At 69.1% G+C, this 14917-nt stretch carries 18 protein-coding genes; 9 read left to right on the top strand and 9 right to left on the bottom strand.

The window, feature by feature from the left end; all coding sequences use genetic code 11:
- Positions 1-105 precede the first annotated feature (105 nt).
- Positions 106-1449: an MFS transporter gene (locus AB0N89_RS39660; protein ID WP_364216448.1), complete on the bottom strand. Its 1344-nt coding sequence runs from the start codon at positions 1447-1449 to the stop codon at positions 106-108.
- A gap of 241 nt (positions 1450-1690) precedes the next feature.
- A complete protein-coding gene (locus AB0N89_RS39655) occupies positions 1691-2233 on the bottom strand; it encodes a DUF4232 domain-containing protein (RefSeq protein WP_364216445.1) in 543 nt (180 codons plus the stop codon).
- 206 nt (positions 2234-2439) lie between these two features.
- Here AB0N89_RS39655 and AB0N89_RS39650 point away from each other — a divergent pair, with 206 nt between their 5' ends.
- Positions 2440-3435 (top strand): teichoic acid biosynthesis protein C, encoded by a 996-nt coding sequence (locus tag AB0N89_RS39650; RefSeq protein WP_364216442.1) that lies wholly within the window; start codon positions 2440-2442, stop codon positions 3433-3435.
- A 12-nt stretch (positions 3436-3447) separates the two neighbouring features.
- Here AB0N89_RS39650 and AB0N89_RS39645 read toward each other — a convergent pair whose 3' ends face one another.
- The 4 genes from AB0N89_RS39645 to AB0N89_RS39630 all read right to left on the bottom strand — a co-directional run bounded on the left by AB0N89_RS39645 (position 3448) and on the right by AB0N89_RS39630 (position 7198).
- On the bottom strand, positions 3448-4161 hold the full coding sequence (locus AB0N89_RS39645; protein WP_364216439.1) for an SDR family oxidoreductase: 714 nt from the start codon (positions 4159-4161) through the stop codon (positions 3448-3450).
- Positions 4158-5303 (bottom strand): ROK family transcriptional regulator, encoded by a 1146-nt coding sequence (locus AB0N89_RS39640; protein ID WP_364216436.1) that lies wholly within the window; start codon positions 5301-5303, stop codon positions 4158-4160. Before AB0N89_RS39640 ends, AB0N89_RS39645 begins: the two co-directional genes overlap by 4 nt.
- On the bottom strand, positions 5300-6640 hold the full coding sequence (locus AB0N89_RS39635) for an MFS transporter (protein WP_364216433.1): 1341 nt from the start codon (positions 6638-6640) through the stop codon (positions 5300-5302). The genes AB0N89_RS39640 and AB0N89_RS39635 overlap by 4 nt, the downstream gene beginning before the upstream one ends.
- 138 nt (positions 6641-6778) lie before the next feature.
- A complete protein-coding gene (locus AB0N89_RS39630; protein ID WP_364216430.1) occupies positions 6779-7198 on the bottom strand; it encodes a MarR family transcriptional regulator in 420 nt (139 codons plus the stop codon).
- A 56-nt stretch (positions 7199-7254) separates the two neighbouring features.
- Between AB0N89_RS39630 and AB0N89_RS39625 the strand changes: the two genes are divergently transcribed.
- A complete protein-coding gene (locus AB0N89_RS39625) occupies positions 7255-7779 on the top strand; it encodes a DUF6790 family protein (RefSeq protein WP_364216428.1) in 525 nt (174 codons plus the stop codon).
- A 13-nt stretch (positions 7780-7792) separates the two neighbouring features.
- On the top strand, positions 7793-8446 hold the full coding sequence (locus AB0N89_RS39620; RefSeq protein WP_364216425.1) for a TMEM175 family protein: 654 nt from the start codon (positions 7793-7795) through the stop codon (positions 8444-8446).
- Positions 8447-8587: 141 nt separating this feature from the next.
- Here the strand turns inward: AB0N89_RS39620 and AB0N89_RS39615 are convergent, their stop codons facing one another.
- The 3 genes from AB0N89_RS39615 to AB0N89_RS39605 all read right to left on the bottom strand — a co-directional run bounded on the left by AB0N89_RS39615 (position 8588) and on the right by AB0N89_RS39605 (position 10239).
- Entirely contained in the window at positions 8588-8992 is a 405-nt protein-coding gene (locus tag AB0N89_RS39615) for a hypothetical protein (protein WP_364216422.1), read from the bottom strand.
- A gap of 204 nt (positions 8993-9196) precedes the next feature.
- Positions 9197-9940: an SDR family oxidoreductase gene (locus AB0N89_RS39610; RefSeq protein WP_364216419.1), complete on the bottom strand. Its 744-nt coding sequence runs from the start codon at positions 9938-9940 to the stop codon at positions 9197-9199.
- Positions 9937-10239, bottom strand: a complete 303-nt coding sequence (locus tag AB0N89_RS39605) for a hypothetical protein (RefSeq protein ID WP_364216416.1) — start codon at positions 10237-10239, stop codon at positions 9937-9939. The genes AB0N89_RS39610 and AB0N89_RS39605 overlap by 4 nt, the downstream gene beginning before the upstream one ends.
- An 85-nt stretch (positions 10240-10324) precedes the next feature.
- Here AB0N89_RS39605 and AB0N89_RS39600 point away from each other — a divergent pair, with 85 nt between their 5' ends.
- The 6 genes from AB0N89_RS39600 (at position 10325) to AB0N89_RS39575 (ending at position 14748) form a co-directional block, all read left to right on the top strand.
- A complete protein-coding gene (locus AB0N89_RS39600) occupies positions 10325-11215 on the top strand; it encodes a LysR family transcriptional regulator (RefSeq protein ID WP_364216413.1) in 891 nt (296 codons plus the stop codon).
- 65 nt (positions 11216-11280) lie between these two features.
- Positions 11281-11781 (top strand): helix-turn-helix domain-containing protein, encoded by a 501-nt coding sequence (locus tag AB0N89_RS39595; protein ID WP_364216410.1) that lies wholly within the window; start codon positions 11281-11283, stop codon positions 11779-11781.
- A gap of 13 nt (positions 11782-11794) precedes the next feature.
- Positions 11795-12145: a hypothetical protein gene (locus AB0N89_RS39590; RefSeq protein WP_364216407.1), complete on the top strand. Its 351-nt coding sequence runs from the start codon at positions 11795-11797 to the stop codon at positions 12143-12145.
- Positions 12146-12230: 85 nt separating this feature from the next.
- Positions 12231-12977, top strand: coding sequence for a polysaccharide deacetylase family protein (locus AB0N89_RS39585; protein WP_364216404.1), 747 nt, complete (start codon positions 12231-12233; stop codon positions 12975-12977).
- Between the two features lie 142 nt (positions 12978-13119).
- Positions 13120-14094, top strand: a complete 975-nt coding sequence (locus tag AB0N89_RS39580) for a quinone oxidoreductase (RefSeq protein WP_364216401.1) — start codon at positions 13120-13122, stop codon at positions 14092-14094.
- A gap of 60 nt (positions 14095-14154) precedes the next feature.
- Positions 14155-14748: an SMI1/KNR4 family protein gene (locus AB0N89_RS39575; protein WP_364216398.1), complete on the top strand. Its 594-nt coding sequence runs from the start codon at positions 14155-14157 to the stop codon at positions 14746-14748.
- Positions 14749-14917: the final 169 nt, after the last annotated feature.

The raw sequence follows: 14917 nt of genomic DNA, 5'->3' as shown, positions 1-14917 counted from the left end.
GCCCACCCCGGTCCCAGTTCCGTGAGCGCCGCTTCGTGGTCCCCTGGGTCCCTCAAGGAGGCCTTCACGGACTTGGGACCTGACACGACCCGTTTGCCGTACCTGTTACTGAGCCCGCTCGGCGTCGAGATCGGTCCCCTTGGTTTCGGCGCTGAAGAGCAAGGCCACGAGGGTGACCGCGATGGTGGCGACGAGGTACAGCACGACGGCGGTGGTCCCGTGGTTCTTGACGAGCCAGACGGCGATGAGGGGTGCCGGCGCGCCGGCGATGATCGACGAACCCTGGAAGACCAGGGAAGCCCCGGCGAAGCGACGTCGAGTCGGGAAGAGTTCGGCGATCCAGGCCGCCTCGGGACCGGCGAGAAGACCGTGCAAGGCCGCGCCGACGCCCACCCCGACGTAGAGCAGCGGCAGGCTCTCCGAGCTGACCATGACGAAGAACAACGGCGCCCAGATCGCCAGGCCCGCCGCCGGTACGAGCATCGCGATCCGCCGCCCGACCAGATCGGACCAATGCCCTCCGGCCAGCATCCCCGCGAACTGCAGCAACGAGCCGACGGTCACCGCGAGGAGGACGTCGGATTTGGTGTACCCGAACGAAGTCGTGGCATAAGCCACCACGAAGACGGTGTACACGTAGAACGCGACGTTCTCACCCAGCCGCACGCCGAGGCCGCGCAGGACCGGCCCGGGGTGGGCGAGGGTTTCGAGGACACTGGACCGCGCCTGCGCGGACGCGGTGGCGCGCGAACGCGCCTGCTGGAACACGGGCGATTCGTCGATGCGGCGACGGATCCAGAAGCCGACGATCAGCAGGGGAACGGCGAGCAGGAACCCGATGCGCCAGCCCCACTGCGCGAACTGTCCGCCGGACAGCACGAGCGTCAGCACGCCCACCACCCCGGTCGCCAGCACGGTTCCGAGCGGGGCACCCGCCTGCGGCCAGGCGGACCAGAACCCCCGGCGGCGGGGACTCCCGTACTCGCTGACCATCAGCACCGCCGCGCCGAACTCGCCACCGAGCGCGAAGCCCTGGACCAGGCGCAGGATGACGAGCGAGATCGTCGCCCCGATCCCCGCCTGCGCGTATGTGGGCAGCAGCCCGATGGCCGAGGTGGACAGGCCGAGCAGCAGGAACGTCACGACCAGCATGGGTTTGCGGCCGACGCGGTCACCGAGATGCCCGAAGACGACGCCGCCGATCGGACGCGCGACGAATCCGAGCCCCTGCGTGGCCAGGGCCAGCAGCAACTGGGCGACGGCGTTTCCGCCGGGGAAGAACAGCGGTCCGAGAACGGTCGCGGCGAGGATGCCGTAGAGGGCGAAGTCGTACCACTCCAGCACGGCGCCCGCGGTACTGCCCGCCAGCACACGCCGGAACGCCGAGCGGCTCACCGCTCCCCCGGGCTTCGCGACGGCCGTGTCGTCCGGGGTGGGCAGGTCGGGCATTTTCGCTCCTCCTCGGTCCGACGACTGGCCAGCGTACGATAGCCGAACATCAGCGTCTAGATATCGGACACGGCGAAACATCGCCGTCCAGAGCCATGGACCCATGCCTCCAGCCGAGCCGCGTCCGCTTCGCCGATCAGGTCGTTCCGGCGGAGCATGCCGTCAGCGGTAACCCCGCCCCTGCGCACAAGAGCCGGGGCCGAGCACTGGGCTCGGCCCCGGCGAATCCGGACAGACGCGTTCACACGGTGGGCGCGGTTCCCGCCGTCACCGCCCCCGTGCGGATGGTGTGGCTCTCGGGAGCGGCGTTCACCGCGCCGAAGTCCCAGGGCAGAGTGATCCGCGGATCACTGGTGTCGCCGCGCGGGCTGGTCTCCTGCGGCGCGGTGACCGTGAGCGCCAGCGGTGTCTCCTGCTGCGGCGCGCCGATCGCGGTCCAGTGCAACGGGATGTAGGCCGAGGAGCCGTCGCTGATCTCCACCGACGGGGCGTCCGGCGCGGCGTCGGAGGAGAGCACCACGTCGCGGGCCCCGACGAGGTCGATGGGCAACGTGCCCGGCAGGGTGCAGGTTTCGCCCTGCTTCGCGGTGAACTGGATGGCCGCGTCCCGTCCGCCCGCGCCCGCCCCGCCGTAGACGAGCCGGCTGGTGACCTGACCGGACGTGCAGTGGAAGTCGGTGGGCATCGCGCCGGCGGTACCGGCGGTCAAGGCGGTGGCCCCGGCCGCCGCTCCGGCGACCAGCAGGACCGCGGCGCTCCGGCGGATGTTCTTGCGAGTGGTCATCGTTCTTCCCCTTCTGCCGTAATCGCTCTCGCCACGGAAATGCCCACCGTGCGAACGGGACATGCGCCGAGGTGAGATTGATCAGCCGGAAGCAACCTCGGCCGGGCTGACACGTCTACACGGTCACAAGCGCGCCTTTGTACGGTTCTTGTACGGGCTTGAAGAATTTTCGATCGGACCGTGAAACTCGACGAAGGCGAGTCCTCATGTCCGAGCCAGTACGCCCGAATCCCGTCGGATCGCCGTTCTCCCGGCGTTCGCTGCTGCGTACCGGCGGTGGTCTCGTCGCGACGACGGCGTTGCTCGGCGCCGGTGCGGTGTTCGCGACACCGGCTTCCGCCGCGATGCCGGTGTCCAAGCGTTTCGACCTCACCGAGCCGTCCTACGACGAGTTCCGCAGCAAGATCCTGCACGAGTCGCACCACGTGATGCAGGGCTTCGCCTTCGACAACCAGAACGTGCGCATCTTCATCGTGAACGCCCGCAACGGCGGGACCGGGGACGACCTCTGCGTCACGCAGGTCAACTTCTCCGGCGAGATCCTGGGCTCGATGCATCTGAACAACGCCGGGCACGGTGTGTCGATCGGCGTCGAACCGGTGGGCACCGACTCCTACATCTGGATGGAATGCGATTCGAACGGCCCCACCGGCGACGGTCGCGGAACGGCGCTGGCCAGGTTCAAGTTCGTCAACGGCGGCACGCCGTCGGTGAAGAAGTTCCTCACCGGCAGCGATACGATCACCTGCGCCACCGATCCGATCAACAAGCGGATCGCGGTGCGCCGCAAGGAAAACGGCAAGATGTTCATCAGCGTCTACCCGCTCGCTTCGGCCGCCGCCGGTGACTTCGGCTCGCCGCTCGCGCACTTCGCGCAGCCCGCGCTGTCCGACAAGACGGTCACGTTCCAGGGATACACCATCTACGGCCAATATCTGTACACATTGGACGGTAACGGCCACGAGAACCCCGCCGACATCGACTCCTACGTCACCTGCATCGACATGAACACCGGCAAGGTGAAGAGCCGCGCGCTGACCAAGGCGGGGAAGTCGCTCGTGTACCGCGAGCCGGAAGGCCTCGGGATCTACCGGAGCCTGGCCGGGGAAACGCGGCTGTACCTGGGTTTCGGTTCGCGCAGCAGCATGGGGAACATCAACCGCTACGCGAACCTGTTCTACAAGAACGTCCTCATCGACTGAGCTCGTGCGGGATCACGGCGGCGGCTCGGGCAGCGCGGCGGTCATCGCGCCGTCCACGGTGACGGTCTCACCGGACACGAACCCGGCCTGATCGCCGAGGAGGAAGGCGATCACGCCCGCGACGTCGTCGGGTCCGGCGAGCTCGCCGAGTGGCTGCAGCCCGGTCAACGCTTCACGGGTGTCCGCGTCCCGCCACCGACGCGCGTTGCGCGGCACCATCACGAACCCCGGCCGGACGACGTTGCAGCGCACCCCAAGCGGTCCGAGTTCCACGGCGGCCGCGCGGCCGAGTGCCTCCAGCGCGGCCTTGGCCATCGCGTACGGCGCCTGTCCGCCCCAGGCCAAGCCCGCGTGGATCGAACTGACCAGCACCGCGGCACACCGCTTCCCCCCGGCGCGGGCGGCCAGCTGCTGCAGCGGCTCCAACGCGGACACCGCGCCGATGTCGAGCACCGTGCGCAGCGCGTCCGTCGTCTGCTCGGCGAAGGGAGCGCGATGCTCGCTCAGCAGGCAGTGCACCAGCCCGGTCACCCCGCCGAGCGCGTCGAACGCGGCACCGATCACGGCCGGATCGGTCGCGCCGCCGCGGATCCACGGCACACCGGCCAGATCCGGCGGCGGGGGCGCGATGTCCACCATCGCCACCGGCCGTCCCTCCGCCAGCAGCGCGCGTACCACGGCCGAGCCGATCCCACCCGCGCCGCCGAGCACCACCACACCGCTCATGACCGCTCCCCACTGGTGAAGAAAGCGCGCACGACGAGTCCCGCCGCCGCGACGACCAACGGATTTCCCGGTGACAGCGGCCGGACCAACGCCTGCGGCGGAGCCGACTCGACGCGATCGCGCACCGCGTCGAGCCAGCGGTCCGACGGCGCACCGCTGCCGCCGAGGATGATCAGGTCCGGCCGCATCAGGTCGTACACCGTGTCGGCCACCAGAGCCACCTGGGCGCTGCGCGCCTTGAGCAGCCCGGCCGCGGCCGGATCCGTGTCCGCCAGGCTGATCAGCTCCGTCAGCGAGGTCGCCGCGACCCCGGCGGACCGGGCGGCGGCGAGCAACGCCACGTCCGTGCCGCACTCGCCGAACCGCCCGTGACCGCCACCGGTGAGCTCGGGTACGAGGAGGCGGCCGAAACCGCCCTGGACGATGCCGTTCGAGCAAGTACCCACCGGCCTGCCGAGGAACCCCGTCTCCGCGACGTTGCCGACGAACAGGTACGACACGTCGTTCCGGCCCAGCCCCGCGCCGAAGGTGAGTTCGGCGCCCAGCAAGGCACTCACGTTGCCGTCCACCACGACGTCGAGCCCGGTCCGCTCGCGCAACACGCCGTCGACCTGGACGTCGGCCCAGCCCAGCACGTCGTTGCGCACGACCCGGCCGGTCGCCCGATCCACTTCACCGCCGGTGGTGACCCCGATGCCCAGCACCGGTCCCGGCGCGGAGTCCGCCATCCCGGCCGCCAGTTCCGCGGCGTGCCGCAGTGTGGCGGCGCTGTCCGCCGGATCGCGGTTCTCGGTGTACGTCCTGACGCAGTGACCGGACAGGTCGATCAGGCCGAGCGTGGTCCGTTCGAGGCCGAGGTGCACGCCGACCGCGTACCGGCTGGACGAGTCGAGTTCCACCGGCACCCGGGGCCTGCCGACCCGGGTACCGGTGGATCGCCCGACGAGTTCGCGGACGACACCGGCGGACAGCAAAGGCTCGATGATCCTGCTGACACTGCCGTGGTTGAGAGACAGTTCCTTCGCGATGTCGCCGCGCGCCAGCGGACCGCGCTGGACGAGCAACTGGAGCACGGCGGCCGTGTTGGCCTGCCGGGCCTGACTCGGCCGGGTTCCGCTGAGCCCGGCGGGGTTCGTCGTCACGCCGGCTTCCCGGACTCGACGCCGTTGGTCTCTTCGAGCTCGACACCGGTGGTCGCCAGCCACGGCGACACCAGCACGATCACCGCGCTCACCAGGAACGCGCAGGCGTACCACGCGACGACCGTGATGCCGTGCTTCTGCGCCAGCATGGGCGCCAGGAACACGTTGAGCGCGATCGCGAGCCGGGTCACGCACTGCGCGATACCGGATCCCAGTCCCCGCAACGAAGTGGGGAACGCCTCGGTGCTCCACACCCAGGACAACACGCCCGGGCCGAACCAGGTCAGCATGGCGTACACGACCCAGAAGGCCACCAGGCCGACGCCGGCGCGCTCGCCGGTGAAGGCTATCCCCAGCCCGGCGGCGAACACCCCGAGGCAGGTCCACACGCCCAGCCAGCGCCGGTTGATCCGGTCGATGACCGCGGCGCCCGCCACCACCGCGATCAGCCCCACGACGAAGCCCAGCAGGGAGAAGTACAGGGTGTTGGAAACCCCGATGCCGGTACTGCTGATGATCAACGGCCCCGCGACGGTCGCGACAGCGCCGCCGAAGGCCTGGATGGCGAAGAACGCCGTGACCGTCGCCAGCCGCCGCCAAGCACCACCGGCCAGCAGCATCCGGTAGCTCCGCTTCTCCGAAACCTCGCGCTTCGGCGGTTCCAGCCCGAGTGCGTCGTAGATCCGCCGTGCTTCCTCATCGCGACCGCGCGCGCTCAGCCACCGGGGCGATTCCGGCAGGAACTGCCTCGCCACCAGCACCGCGGCCGCGGGCAGCGCGGCCAGGCCGAACAGCCACCGCCAGGTCTCGTTTCCGAACAACGGCTGGAGCGCCAGCGCGAGCAGCACCGAGGTGATGGCGCCACTGAGCCACATCATGTTGGGCAGGCTGCCCGCGATCCGGCCCCGGCGGGACTTGGGCGCGATCTCGGTGAGGAACGCGTGCGAGGTCGGGATGTCCATGCCCACCGCGACACCGAGCACGAACCTGGCCGCGACCAGCTGCCACACGTCCTGGACGAACGCGGCGGCGAGGGAGGCCACCACGAAGATCACCAGGTTGATCATGAAGATCACCCGGCGGCCGAACCGGTCGGACAGGTCACCGAAGACGACCAGGCCCAGCGCCGTGCCCACGAACGCCGCCGCGGTCACCAGCCCGACCTGGGACGCGGTGAAGTGGAACGACGGCTTGAGGAACAGGATGGCGGCACCGATGACGAGCAGGTCGTAGCCATCGATGAACTCGCCGAACGCGACCAGCCTGCCGGTCCAGTTCCGCACGAATCGCGCCCGTCTCGGCGACATCGGCGGCCGGCTCGCTATCCCCTGCACCATCAGGTTTCCTCCCCGGCCCGATTTTTGTGCGACAAGCACCAAATTACGAGCCGGGCCGCTCCCCTGTCCGGATCCGGCGCCGTTCGGGGACGATCGGCCAGCCGACGCGGGCCGATCAGGCAATCGCCCCGCCGGGGCTCAGTCGGGCGTGAGGATCTCGGCCAGTCGCAGGGTGTCTTCGAGGTAGCGCTCATACGGGAAGCCGGCCGCGACGAGCGCCGCGCGGAACTCGTCGTAGAGCGGCTTCCCCGCCGCATGGAAGGCTTTCCGTCCGGACTCGGTGAGGCGGACAAGCCGCCGTCGCGCGTGTTCGGGGTCGACGACGATCCGCACCAGACCGTCCGCTTCGAGCGGCCTCAGCGCCCGGCTGATCGCCGGATCCGACACCGACATCGCCTGCGCGAGCCGATGCTGCGTCGCCGGTTCGATCTCCTCCAGCGTGCCCAGGAGCCGTATCTGGCCATAGGTCAGCCCGCCGAGGTCGTCCGTGCGCCGCCGGGTCGCCTCACCCATCAGCATGACCACGCGGTGCAGCAAATCTGCGAGTCCGTCATCCACGACCCCACCGTACCAGAGTGTTGACAAGTTAATATTAACTAGTTAAGACTGAGGTCATGGACAACTCCTCTTACCTCGCCCAATCCGCCTTCCCCCTGGTCTGGGTCGTCGTGCCCGCCATCGGAGCCACCATCCGGGCACGCCACGCCGACTCCCCTCGGGAACGACTCGAAATCTGGCAGCGCTGGTGGGCCATCGGCGCCTTCGGCTGCGGCAGCCTCTGGATGACGGTCGCCTTCCTGGCCTTCCCGGACGTCATGGCCACGGCGATCGGCTTCGACCGGACGCCCTTCCTGTTCGAGATCGCCTTCGCCAACCTCGGCATGGCCGTCTTGGGCTTCCGGGCCGCTTCGGCGTCCGCGCGAGAGCGCATCACCATCGGTCTCGGCGGCGGGATGTTCCTCTGGGGAGCCGTGGTCGGCCACGTCTACCAGTGGTTCGCGAACGGTGACCACGCCCCCGGCAACACCGGCGGAGTCCTCGTCACCGACATCCTGCTCCCGGCGGTCATGATCATCCTGGCCGTGCGGTCCCGGCGCTTCGAGACCACCTCACGACCGGCCGCGGCCGTCGTCGCCTGAGCCGGCCCTCGCCATGACGACGCCTACCAGTCACACGCCCGACGTCGCGTCAGGGAAGGCACGAGCGGCCGCCGCCGAGCGGCTCACGATCTTCGCGGACGCGGTGATCGCGATCGCACTCACCTTGCTGGCCCTGGATCTCCCGATCCCCCACGGCGACACCACCGAAGCCATGCTGAGCTCGGTGGCGGCCCACGGCAAGGAGTACGTCGCTTTCGCGCTCAGCTTCGTGGTGATCGCCGCCCACTGGCGCGCCCACCACGAGATCTTCCCCCATGTCCGCTCCCTGAGCGGCCGTCTGATCAGCCTCAACCTGATCTGGCTGTTCATGCAGGTCCTGACGCCGTTCGCGACGCGGGTGCTCACCGCCGAGGGAGCCTTCCCGCCCCGTTTCAGCCTGTACGCGCTCGTGCAGGTCCTGGCGTCCGCGTCCTTCGCGCTGATCATCCGGGAGATCCGGCGCGAACACCTCTACCGGGCCGACGACCCGCCCCGCGTGTTCGCCCAGAGCCTGACCCGCAGCATCTGCCTGGCCGCGGTGTTCGCGGTGTCCGTTCCCGTCGCGTTCCTGACCGAGGACACCACCGCCTACCTGTGCTGGCTCGCGGCACCGATCACGCTCGCCGTCGCCCGCCGCGTCCAGGACCGCCGGCCGTCCGGCGCCTGACTGCCGGGAACGTCCCGGCGGGATCATTCAATACCCGGTGAACCGGCGGATCGGCATCCGCTGGGACCCTTGACCTTCCGAGCACGTCGGCCGGTGCCCGGCGACGACCTCACGGGTCGCCGCCGGGCCTCGGCCCCCGGTTCAGCAGCGGTACTTCACCTTCCACTCCGTGCCGAGCGGCAGATTGCTGACCTTCACCCAGCGCGGACCCTTGTACTCGAAGATGCCCTGCTTGGCGGTGCAGCCCCGCGCCACCCAGTAGCCGTCGGCGTCCTTGACGTGGGAGTCACGTGAATTCTTGCCGGGCGCCAAAGTCGTCCAGCTGCCGGAGTCGTGCCGGTCACCCCATGCCTTGGTGATCCGCAATCCGTGATTGGAACTCGACAGATTACGGATCACGCCGCAGAGCAAGGGATACGGACTGCACTCCCCCATGATCCCCACGTCCGGCGGGCTCGGCGCCGGGTTCGCCGTGGCGGCGTTCGCGGCCGTCGGCACGACGAACAACACGGCCGAAGCCGCCAGTCCGACGGCGATCTTTCGCATCACCCTCATGATGTTCCCCTCGTTTCGCGTTACGGCCCGAATGGGCGAACCCGAGCCTGCGCCTTGACTCACCGGGAGCGGAAGCGGTTCACGGGGATTTGGGACGCTGGGACAAAAACACGCCTTCGACCTGCGGAAACGTTCGTCTCCTGAGACGTCTCGGGCCGACCGGCACAGGTCGAAAGTGCCGATCCGGTCGCCGCCTCAGGCGCGGCGCCCGCCGTCGACCGACAACGCGATCCCGGTGACGAACGACGCGGCGTCCGAGCAGAGCCACACGGCCGCCGCGGCGGCTTCCTCCGCCGTCGCCAGCCTGCCCAGCGGGGTGATGGCCGCCTGCCTCGCGATGATGTCCGTGCCCGCCGCCCATTTCTCGAACCCCGGAGTGCGGGTCGGGCCGGGGCACACCGCGTTGACCCGGATCCCGCGCGAGGCGTAGTCGACCGCGGCGACCTTGGTCAACCCCACGACGCCGTGTTTGGCGGCCACGTAGGCGGGCGCGCCGGGGATCGCCGCCAGGCCGCCGTTGGAGGCGACGTTGACGATCGCCCCGCCGCGCTCCAGCACCGGCAGTTCGTGTTTCAGGCACAGGAAAGTCCCCGTCAGATTGACGCGGACCACCCGCTCGAATTCGTCCAGGGTCATCTGGTCGAGCGGCCCTCGCGAGGACAGACCGGCGTTGTTCACCGCGAAGTCGAGGCCGCCGTAAGCCGTGATCGTGCGCTCGACCGCCGTTCGCACGGAGTCTTCGTCCGCGATGTCGACCACGGCGGCCAGTGCTTCGCCGCCGTCCTTGCCGATCAGGGCGGCGGTCTCGGCCGCGGCGGCCTCGTCGAGGTCGAGCACCGCGACCGACGCGCCTTGCCGGGCGAACTCGATCGCCGCCGCCCGGCCGATCCCGCTGCCCGCGCCGGTGACCGGACCGCGGTTGCCGGAAACGGCGCTCACGACAGCGGCTCGTGGTTCGCCCAGGCCACCTGGTACGGGTGCCGCGACTGCCAGCGGCCGATCACCTCGTGCAGTCCGGGCGCGGCGAACGCCTTCGCCAGCGTGTCCGTGTCGGCCACGACGACCTGCACGATCGCGGTGGCGATCAGCGCCGTGATGGCCTCCTCGCCGGGGACCGGAACGTGCCGCCGGACCGCGATCGACTGCGCCAAACCGGTGCCATTCATGGCCTGTTCGATATCCGCGAGGTACTGGTCGAGCTCGGCATCGGGGAGGGCTTGTTCGAAGGAAACAATCATCGTATGCGTTATCATGTCTCGATTCTCGGCCGGGAACGAGGGCGGCGTCCAAGACCGATCGGACATTCATCGATAACCTGGAGGCATGATCGAACTGGAGACGCGGGAGATCGAGTACTTCATCGCCGTCGCCGACGAACTGCATTTCGGCCGGGCGGCCGTCCGGCTCTCGATCGCCCAGCCCGCCCTGTCGAAGGCGATCCGGCGGATCGAGGCACGGCTCGGGGTCCCGCTGTTCGTCCGCTCCAGCCGCCAGGTGTCGCTCACCCCGGCCGGGGAGTCGTTGCGGGAACACGGCAGGCACGCGCTCAACGCGGTCGGTGCCGCGGTCCGGAACGCCCGCCGCGCCGGCGACATCGAGGCCCACCTGCGGCTCGTGCTCAAGCCCGGCTGCGACGCCGGCCTGTTGTCCGGGATCCTGGCCGGGTACGCCCACCGGCCCAACGCGCGCCGGGTCGACATCCTGTTCAGCGGCCCTGCCGATCGCACCGATTTCCTGCGTGATGGCCGGGCGGACGTCGGACTGCTCTACGCGCCTTTCGACGATCTCGGCGGTCTGGCCCACGAGACGCTGTACACCGAGAGCCGCGTGGCCATCCTGCCCTCCGGGCATCGGCTGGCAGGCCGGGACACGCTACGCATGTCCGATTTGGACGGTGAGCCGCTGCCGCGCTGGAAAGGGGTGCCCGGTGGTGACGGAACCGGACCCGAGGTCGCCGACGTGGTCCAGTTGGTCGACATGGTCAAGGTGGGCCGGATGGTCGGCGTCCTGCCCCGGTCACTGGTCGAACCGATGAAGGCAGGCGTGGCGTGCGTCCCGGTCGCCGACGCGCCGCCCAGCCGCCTCGTGCTCGCCTGGAACGCACAGGACCGCCGTCCACTGGTCGCGTCTTTCGTGGCCGCCGCGCTGGAGGCGAAGCCGCACGAGACCGGCATCGCTCGACCCTCACCAGGGAACAGAATCAGTCCACAGTAGACAGCACCACTTTTGAGGAACGGTCGTTCTTGACTGATCGTTCCTCAAAAGGCTATGGTCGTGTCATGGGCAGGCGAAGGGCGTTCGACGAGGACGAGGTGGTGCGCGCCGCCGTCGAATTGTTCGGTGGCCGCGCGTACGACGGAGTGTCCATCGACGAACTCGTCGTCCACCTCGGGGTGCACCGCAACAGCCTGTACAAGACGTTCGGCAGCAAACGCGGCCTCTACCTGATCGCCCTGCGCCGCCACCTCGCCGACGACGTCCGCCCCTTGGCCGAAGCGCTCGCCGCGGCAACGGACGCCGCGACCGCGCTACGGCTCGTCACGGCGGCCGACCTCGGTCTGCTGCTGCTCGCGGCGGCCGAACGGGCACCTGCCGACGAAGAGGTGGCCGCCGAGGTGGCGGCGGCGTTGGCCGCCGTCGACCAGGCGATCGCCGACGCGCTCGGCATCTCCACCGCCCTGGCCGCCGCTCTCACCGCCGCCGCACTGGGCATCCGCTTGCGCGGCGATCCCGACGGCGTCGGCACCGCGCTGGCTCGACATCTCGATCCCCTCGACTGACAAGGAAAAAGACATGGCACTGGTCACCATCGACGGCGGCGATCTCGTCGTCACGATCGAGGGTCTCGACAAGCTCTGGGCCTTGAAGAGCAGCCTGACCATCCCGCTGGCCAACGTCCGCGGCGCGACCGCGGATCCCGGCATCACCGCCGGTCCCAAGGGGATCCGCGCGCCGGGCACCCACCTGCCCGGCGTGATCACGGCGGGCACGTTCCACCTCGACGGCGAAAAGGTCTTCTGGGACGTCAAGGACGCGTCGAAGGCCGTCGTGCTCGAACTCGCCGACGAGCGCTACACGCGACTGGTCCTCCAGGTCGACGACCCGCGCGCGACCGTCGCGCTGGTCGAGGACGCCCTGCGCTGAAAGCCGGTGCCGATCGGCAGTGTCCGGTCCTGCCGGTCGGCACGGGTCTCTTCCGCCGGGTCGGGCGAGTGACCATGCTGGCCGGATGCGTTTCCTCCCCACCTCGCCACGTGCCCGCAAGGGCCTGGTGTTCGGCCTGATCACCGCGATGGTGCTGGCAGCGTCGGTCTACGGCCTCGATCTGCTGGTCAACGCACGGACTTTCCAGTTCTACGGCGGTCTCACCCACCGCGTCGACGTGCCGGACAAGATCGTGGCGCTCACTTTCGACGACGGGCCGGATCCCGCGGGCACCGCGGGACTTCTCGACGGCCTGGCCGCCGCCGCAGTGCCCGCCACCTTCTACCTGACCGGCCGGGAACTCGAACGGAACCCGGACCTCGGCGCGCGGATCGCCGCCGCCGGCCACGAGGTCGGCAATCACTCCTATTCCCACGAGCGGATGGTCTTCGTGTCCGCCGAGACGGTGGCCTCCGAGATCGAGCGCACCGACGCGCTGATCCGCCGGACCGGCTATCGCGGCGAGATCACCTTCCGCCCGCCCAACGGCAAGAAGCTGCTGGCCCTGCCGCGCTACCTCGCCGAACATCAGCGCCGGACGATCATGTGGGACGTCGAACCGGACTCCTATCCGGACGTGGCCGCCGGCGCCTCCGGCATCGTCGAGCACACGGTCGAGCAAGTCCGGCCCGGCTCGATCATCCTGCTGCACGGGATGTACCAGAGCCGGGCCACGACCAGGCAGGCGGTGGTCCCCCTCGTCGAGCGGCTGCGCGGGCTCGGCTACCGGTTCGTCACGGTGTCGGATCTGCTGGCCCGGCGGCCGGGATGACCGCCTTTTCGTCATCGAAAAGCAGCCCCTGTTTTCTGTACTTGCAGGTACAAAAAATGGCTCCTACGCTCGTCCGAGTACAGGGCCGCCAACCGGGTGGCCAGGTTTTTTCTCGGCGTGACAACGGATACAAGGGATTTCGATGCGTGCTGTAGTGGTGGAAGAGTTCGGCGGCCCCGAGGTGCTGAAGGTGCGGGACCAGCCGGATCCGGTACCGGGACCGGGCGACGTACTCGTGGACATCGAGTTCGCCGGTGTCAATTTCATGGACACCGGCTCCCGGGTCGGATACGGCCTGCCCCAAGGACTTCCGTTCGTCCCCGGGGTCGAAGGAGCGGGCACGATCGCCGCGGTGGGCGACGAGGTCACCGATCTCGCCGTCGGTGATCGCGTCGCGTGGGTCTACGCCTACGGGAGCTACGCCGAGCGCATGGTGATCCCCGCCGATCAGGTCGTCCCGGTTCCGGGTGACGTGCCCGGCGACGTCGCCGCCGCGATGATGATGCAGGGCCTCACCACGCATCATTTCGTGACGGAGATCGCCCCGCTCGGCAAGGGCCAGGTGGCGTTGGTCCACTCCGCCGCCGGCGGTGTCGGCCGGATGGTCACCCAGTTGCTCAAGCTGCGCGGAGCGCGCGTGATCGGCCTGGTGTCCAGGGAGGACAAGGTTCCCGTCGCCCTGGCGGCAGGCGCGGACGACGTACTCGTCTCGACCGGCGGCGCCTTCGTCGAACGGGTCAAGGAGCTCACCGGCGGCGAGGGGGTGCACGCGGTCTTCGACGGCGGCGGTGCCGCCACCTTCGACTCCTCGATCGAAGTGCTGCGACGAGCGGGCACACTCGTCTACTACGGCCCGCTGATCGGCGACATCCCCCAGCTGCGGATGACGGATCTGCCCAAGAGCGTCAAGGTCTCCTATGCCGTGTTCGCCGACCACGTCCACACACCGGAGCTGCTGCGCGAACACACCCGTGACCTGTTCCGGAAGTTCAGCGAGGGCGACTTGAAGGTCGAGATCACGAAGCGCTACCCGCTGAGTGAAGCCGCACAAGCGCATGCGGACATCGAGTCACGCCGCACCTCTGGAAAGCTGCTCTTGGACCCCTCCGGTCGATGAGCCGTCAAGGGGCGGCATGACTCGTTCCGGACCGCCTGATCGCGACCAGGAGCAGAAGCCATGACAGACCCACGACGACCGTCCTCCGTCGACGAGATCGCCCGCCTCGTCGGCTGGAGGGCCGGAGATTTCCGGCCGGAACTGGACTGGGAGGCCGTCGAACGCGAGCTGGGCACGCCGCTCCCCTCCGATTACAAGGAATTGCTGACCCGATTCCCGTCCGGTGCCTTCCGCGGGTCCATCGAGGTGGACAACCCTGGGCAAAGCGCCGGAGAACTGGCGAGCACCAAACAGAACAACGAACAGCTACTGGAAATCTTCGCGGACGAGGACACCGGCTACCTCACCGGCGTGTCCTATCGGTTGTTCCCCGAACCCGGCGGGCTCTATCCCTGGGGACGCAACGACGCGGGCGGAACGTTCTGGTGGATCACCGATGCGGCCGATCCGGACACCTGGCGGATCGCCTACAACGACCGGGACCACTGGCACGAACACCCTGGGCCGATGTCCGCGGTCGTCCACGAGATCCTGGCGAGCACCGGCGAGGACAACATCCTGGGCTGGGACTTGGCCGGGAAACCCGTGGAATTCACCGGGTTCGTGGGAGACCGGATGGTGGTTCACCCGGCCGAGCCTCAGACCACGCCGTGACGACCCGGCCCCTGTCGTCCACGGATCGCCTGGAACCGCAGGTGCCTGTCGCGACAAGGTCGCTGCCTGACGGCTGATGTTCCGGGCGCGATACTGGCCTTATGACTCCAGCGAACCGCCCGGACAAAGTCCGCTTGAGGGCGTTCACCGAGCCGACCTCGCCTTTCTC

Origin of the sequence: Amycolatopsis sp. NPDC089917, assembly GCF_040684635.1 — a bacterium.
Lineage (GTDB): Bacteria > Actinomycetota > Actinomycetes > Mycobacteriales > Pseudonocardiaceae > Amycolatopsis.
The sequence above is the reverse complement of the archived record's forward strand: the minus strand, read 5'-3'. Positions and strand labels throughout refer to the sequence as shown.

Excerpts from the sequence above, each read along its gene's own strand:
- AB0N89_RS39660 (WP_364216448.1), bottom strand. The coding sequence starts at position 1,449 with ATGCCCGACCTGCCCACCCCGGACGACACGGCCGTCGCGAAGCCCGGG.
- AB0N89_RS39655 (WP_364216445.1), bottom strand. The coding sequence starts at position 2,233 with ATGACCACTCGCAAGAACATCCGCCGGAGCGCCGCGGTCCTGCTGGTC.
- AB0N89_RS39650 (WP_364216442.1), top strand. The coding sequence starts at position 2,440 with ATGTCCGAGCCAGTACGCCCGAATCCCGTCGGATCGCCGTTCTCCCGG.
- AB0N89_RS39645 (WP_364216439.1), bottom strand. The coding sequence starts at position 4,161 with ATGAGCGGTGTGGTGGTGCTCGGCGGCGCGGGTGGGATCGGCTCGGCC.
- AB0N89_RS39635 (WP_364216433.1), bottom strand. The coding sequence starts at position 6,640 with ATGGTGCAGGGGATAGCGAGCCGGCCGCCGATGTCGCCGAGACGGGCG.
- AB0N89_RS39625 (WP_364216428.1), top strand. The coding sequence starts at position 7,255 with ATGGACAACTCCTCTTACCTCGCCCAATCCGCCTTCCCCCTGGTCTGG.
- AB0N89_RS39620 (WP_364216425.1), top strand. The coding sequence starts at position 7,793 with ATGACGACGCCTACCAGTCACACGCCCGACGTCGCGTCAGGGAAGGCA.
- AB0N89_RS39615 (WP_364216422.1), bottom strand. The coding sequence starts at position 8,992 with ATGCGAAAGATCGCCGTCGGACTGGCGGCTTCGGCCGTGTTGTTCGTC.
- AB0N89_RS39605 (WP_364216416.1), bottom strand. The coding sequence starts at position 10,239 with ATGATTGTTTCCTTCGAACAAGCCCTCCCCGATGCCGAGCTCGACCAG.
- AB0N89_RS39600 (WP_364216413.1), top strand. The coding sequence starts at position 10,325 with ATGATCGAACTGGAGACGCGGGAGATCGAGTACTTCATCGCCGTCGCC.
- AB0N89_RS39595 (WP_364216410.1), top strand. The coding sequence starts at position 11,281 with ATGGGCAGGCGAAGGGCGTTCGACGAGGACGAGGTGGTGCGCGCCGCC.
- AB0N89_RS39590 (WP_364216407.1), top strand. The coding sequence starts at position 11,795 with ATGGCACTGGTCACCATCGACGGCGGCGATCTCGTCGTCACGATCGAG.
- AB0N89_RS39585 (WP_364216404.1), top strand. The coding sequence starts at position 12,231 with ATGCGTTTCCTCCCCACCTCGCCACGTGCCCGCAAGGGCCTGGTGTTC.
- AB0N89_RS39580 (WP_364216401.1), top strand. The coding sequence starts at position 13,120 with ATGCGTGCTGTAGTGGTGGAAGAGTTCGGCGGCCCCGAGGTGCTGAAG.
- AB0N89_RS39575 (WP_364216398.1), top strand. The coding sequence starts at position 14,155 with ATGACAGACCCACGACGACCGTCCTCCGTCGACGAGATCGCCCGCCTC.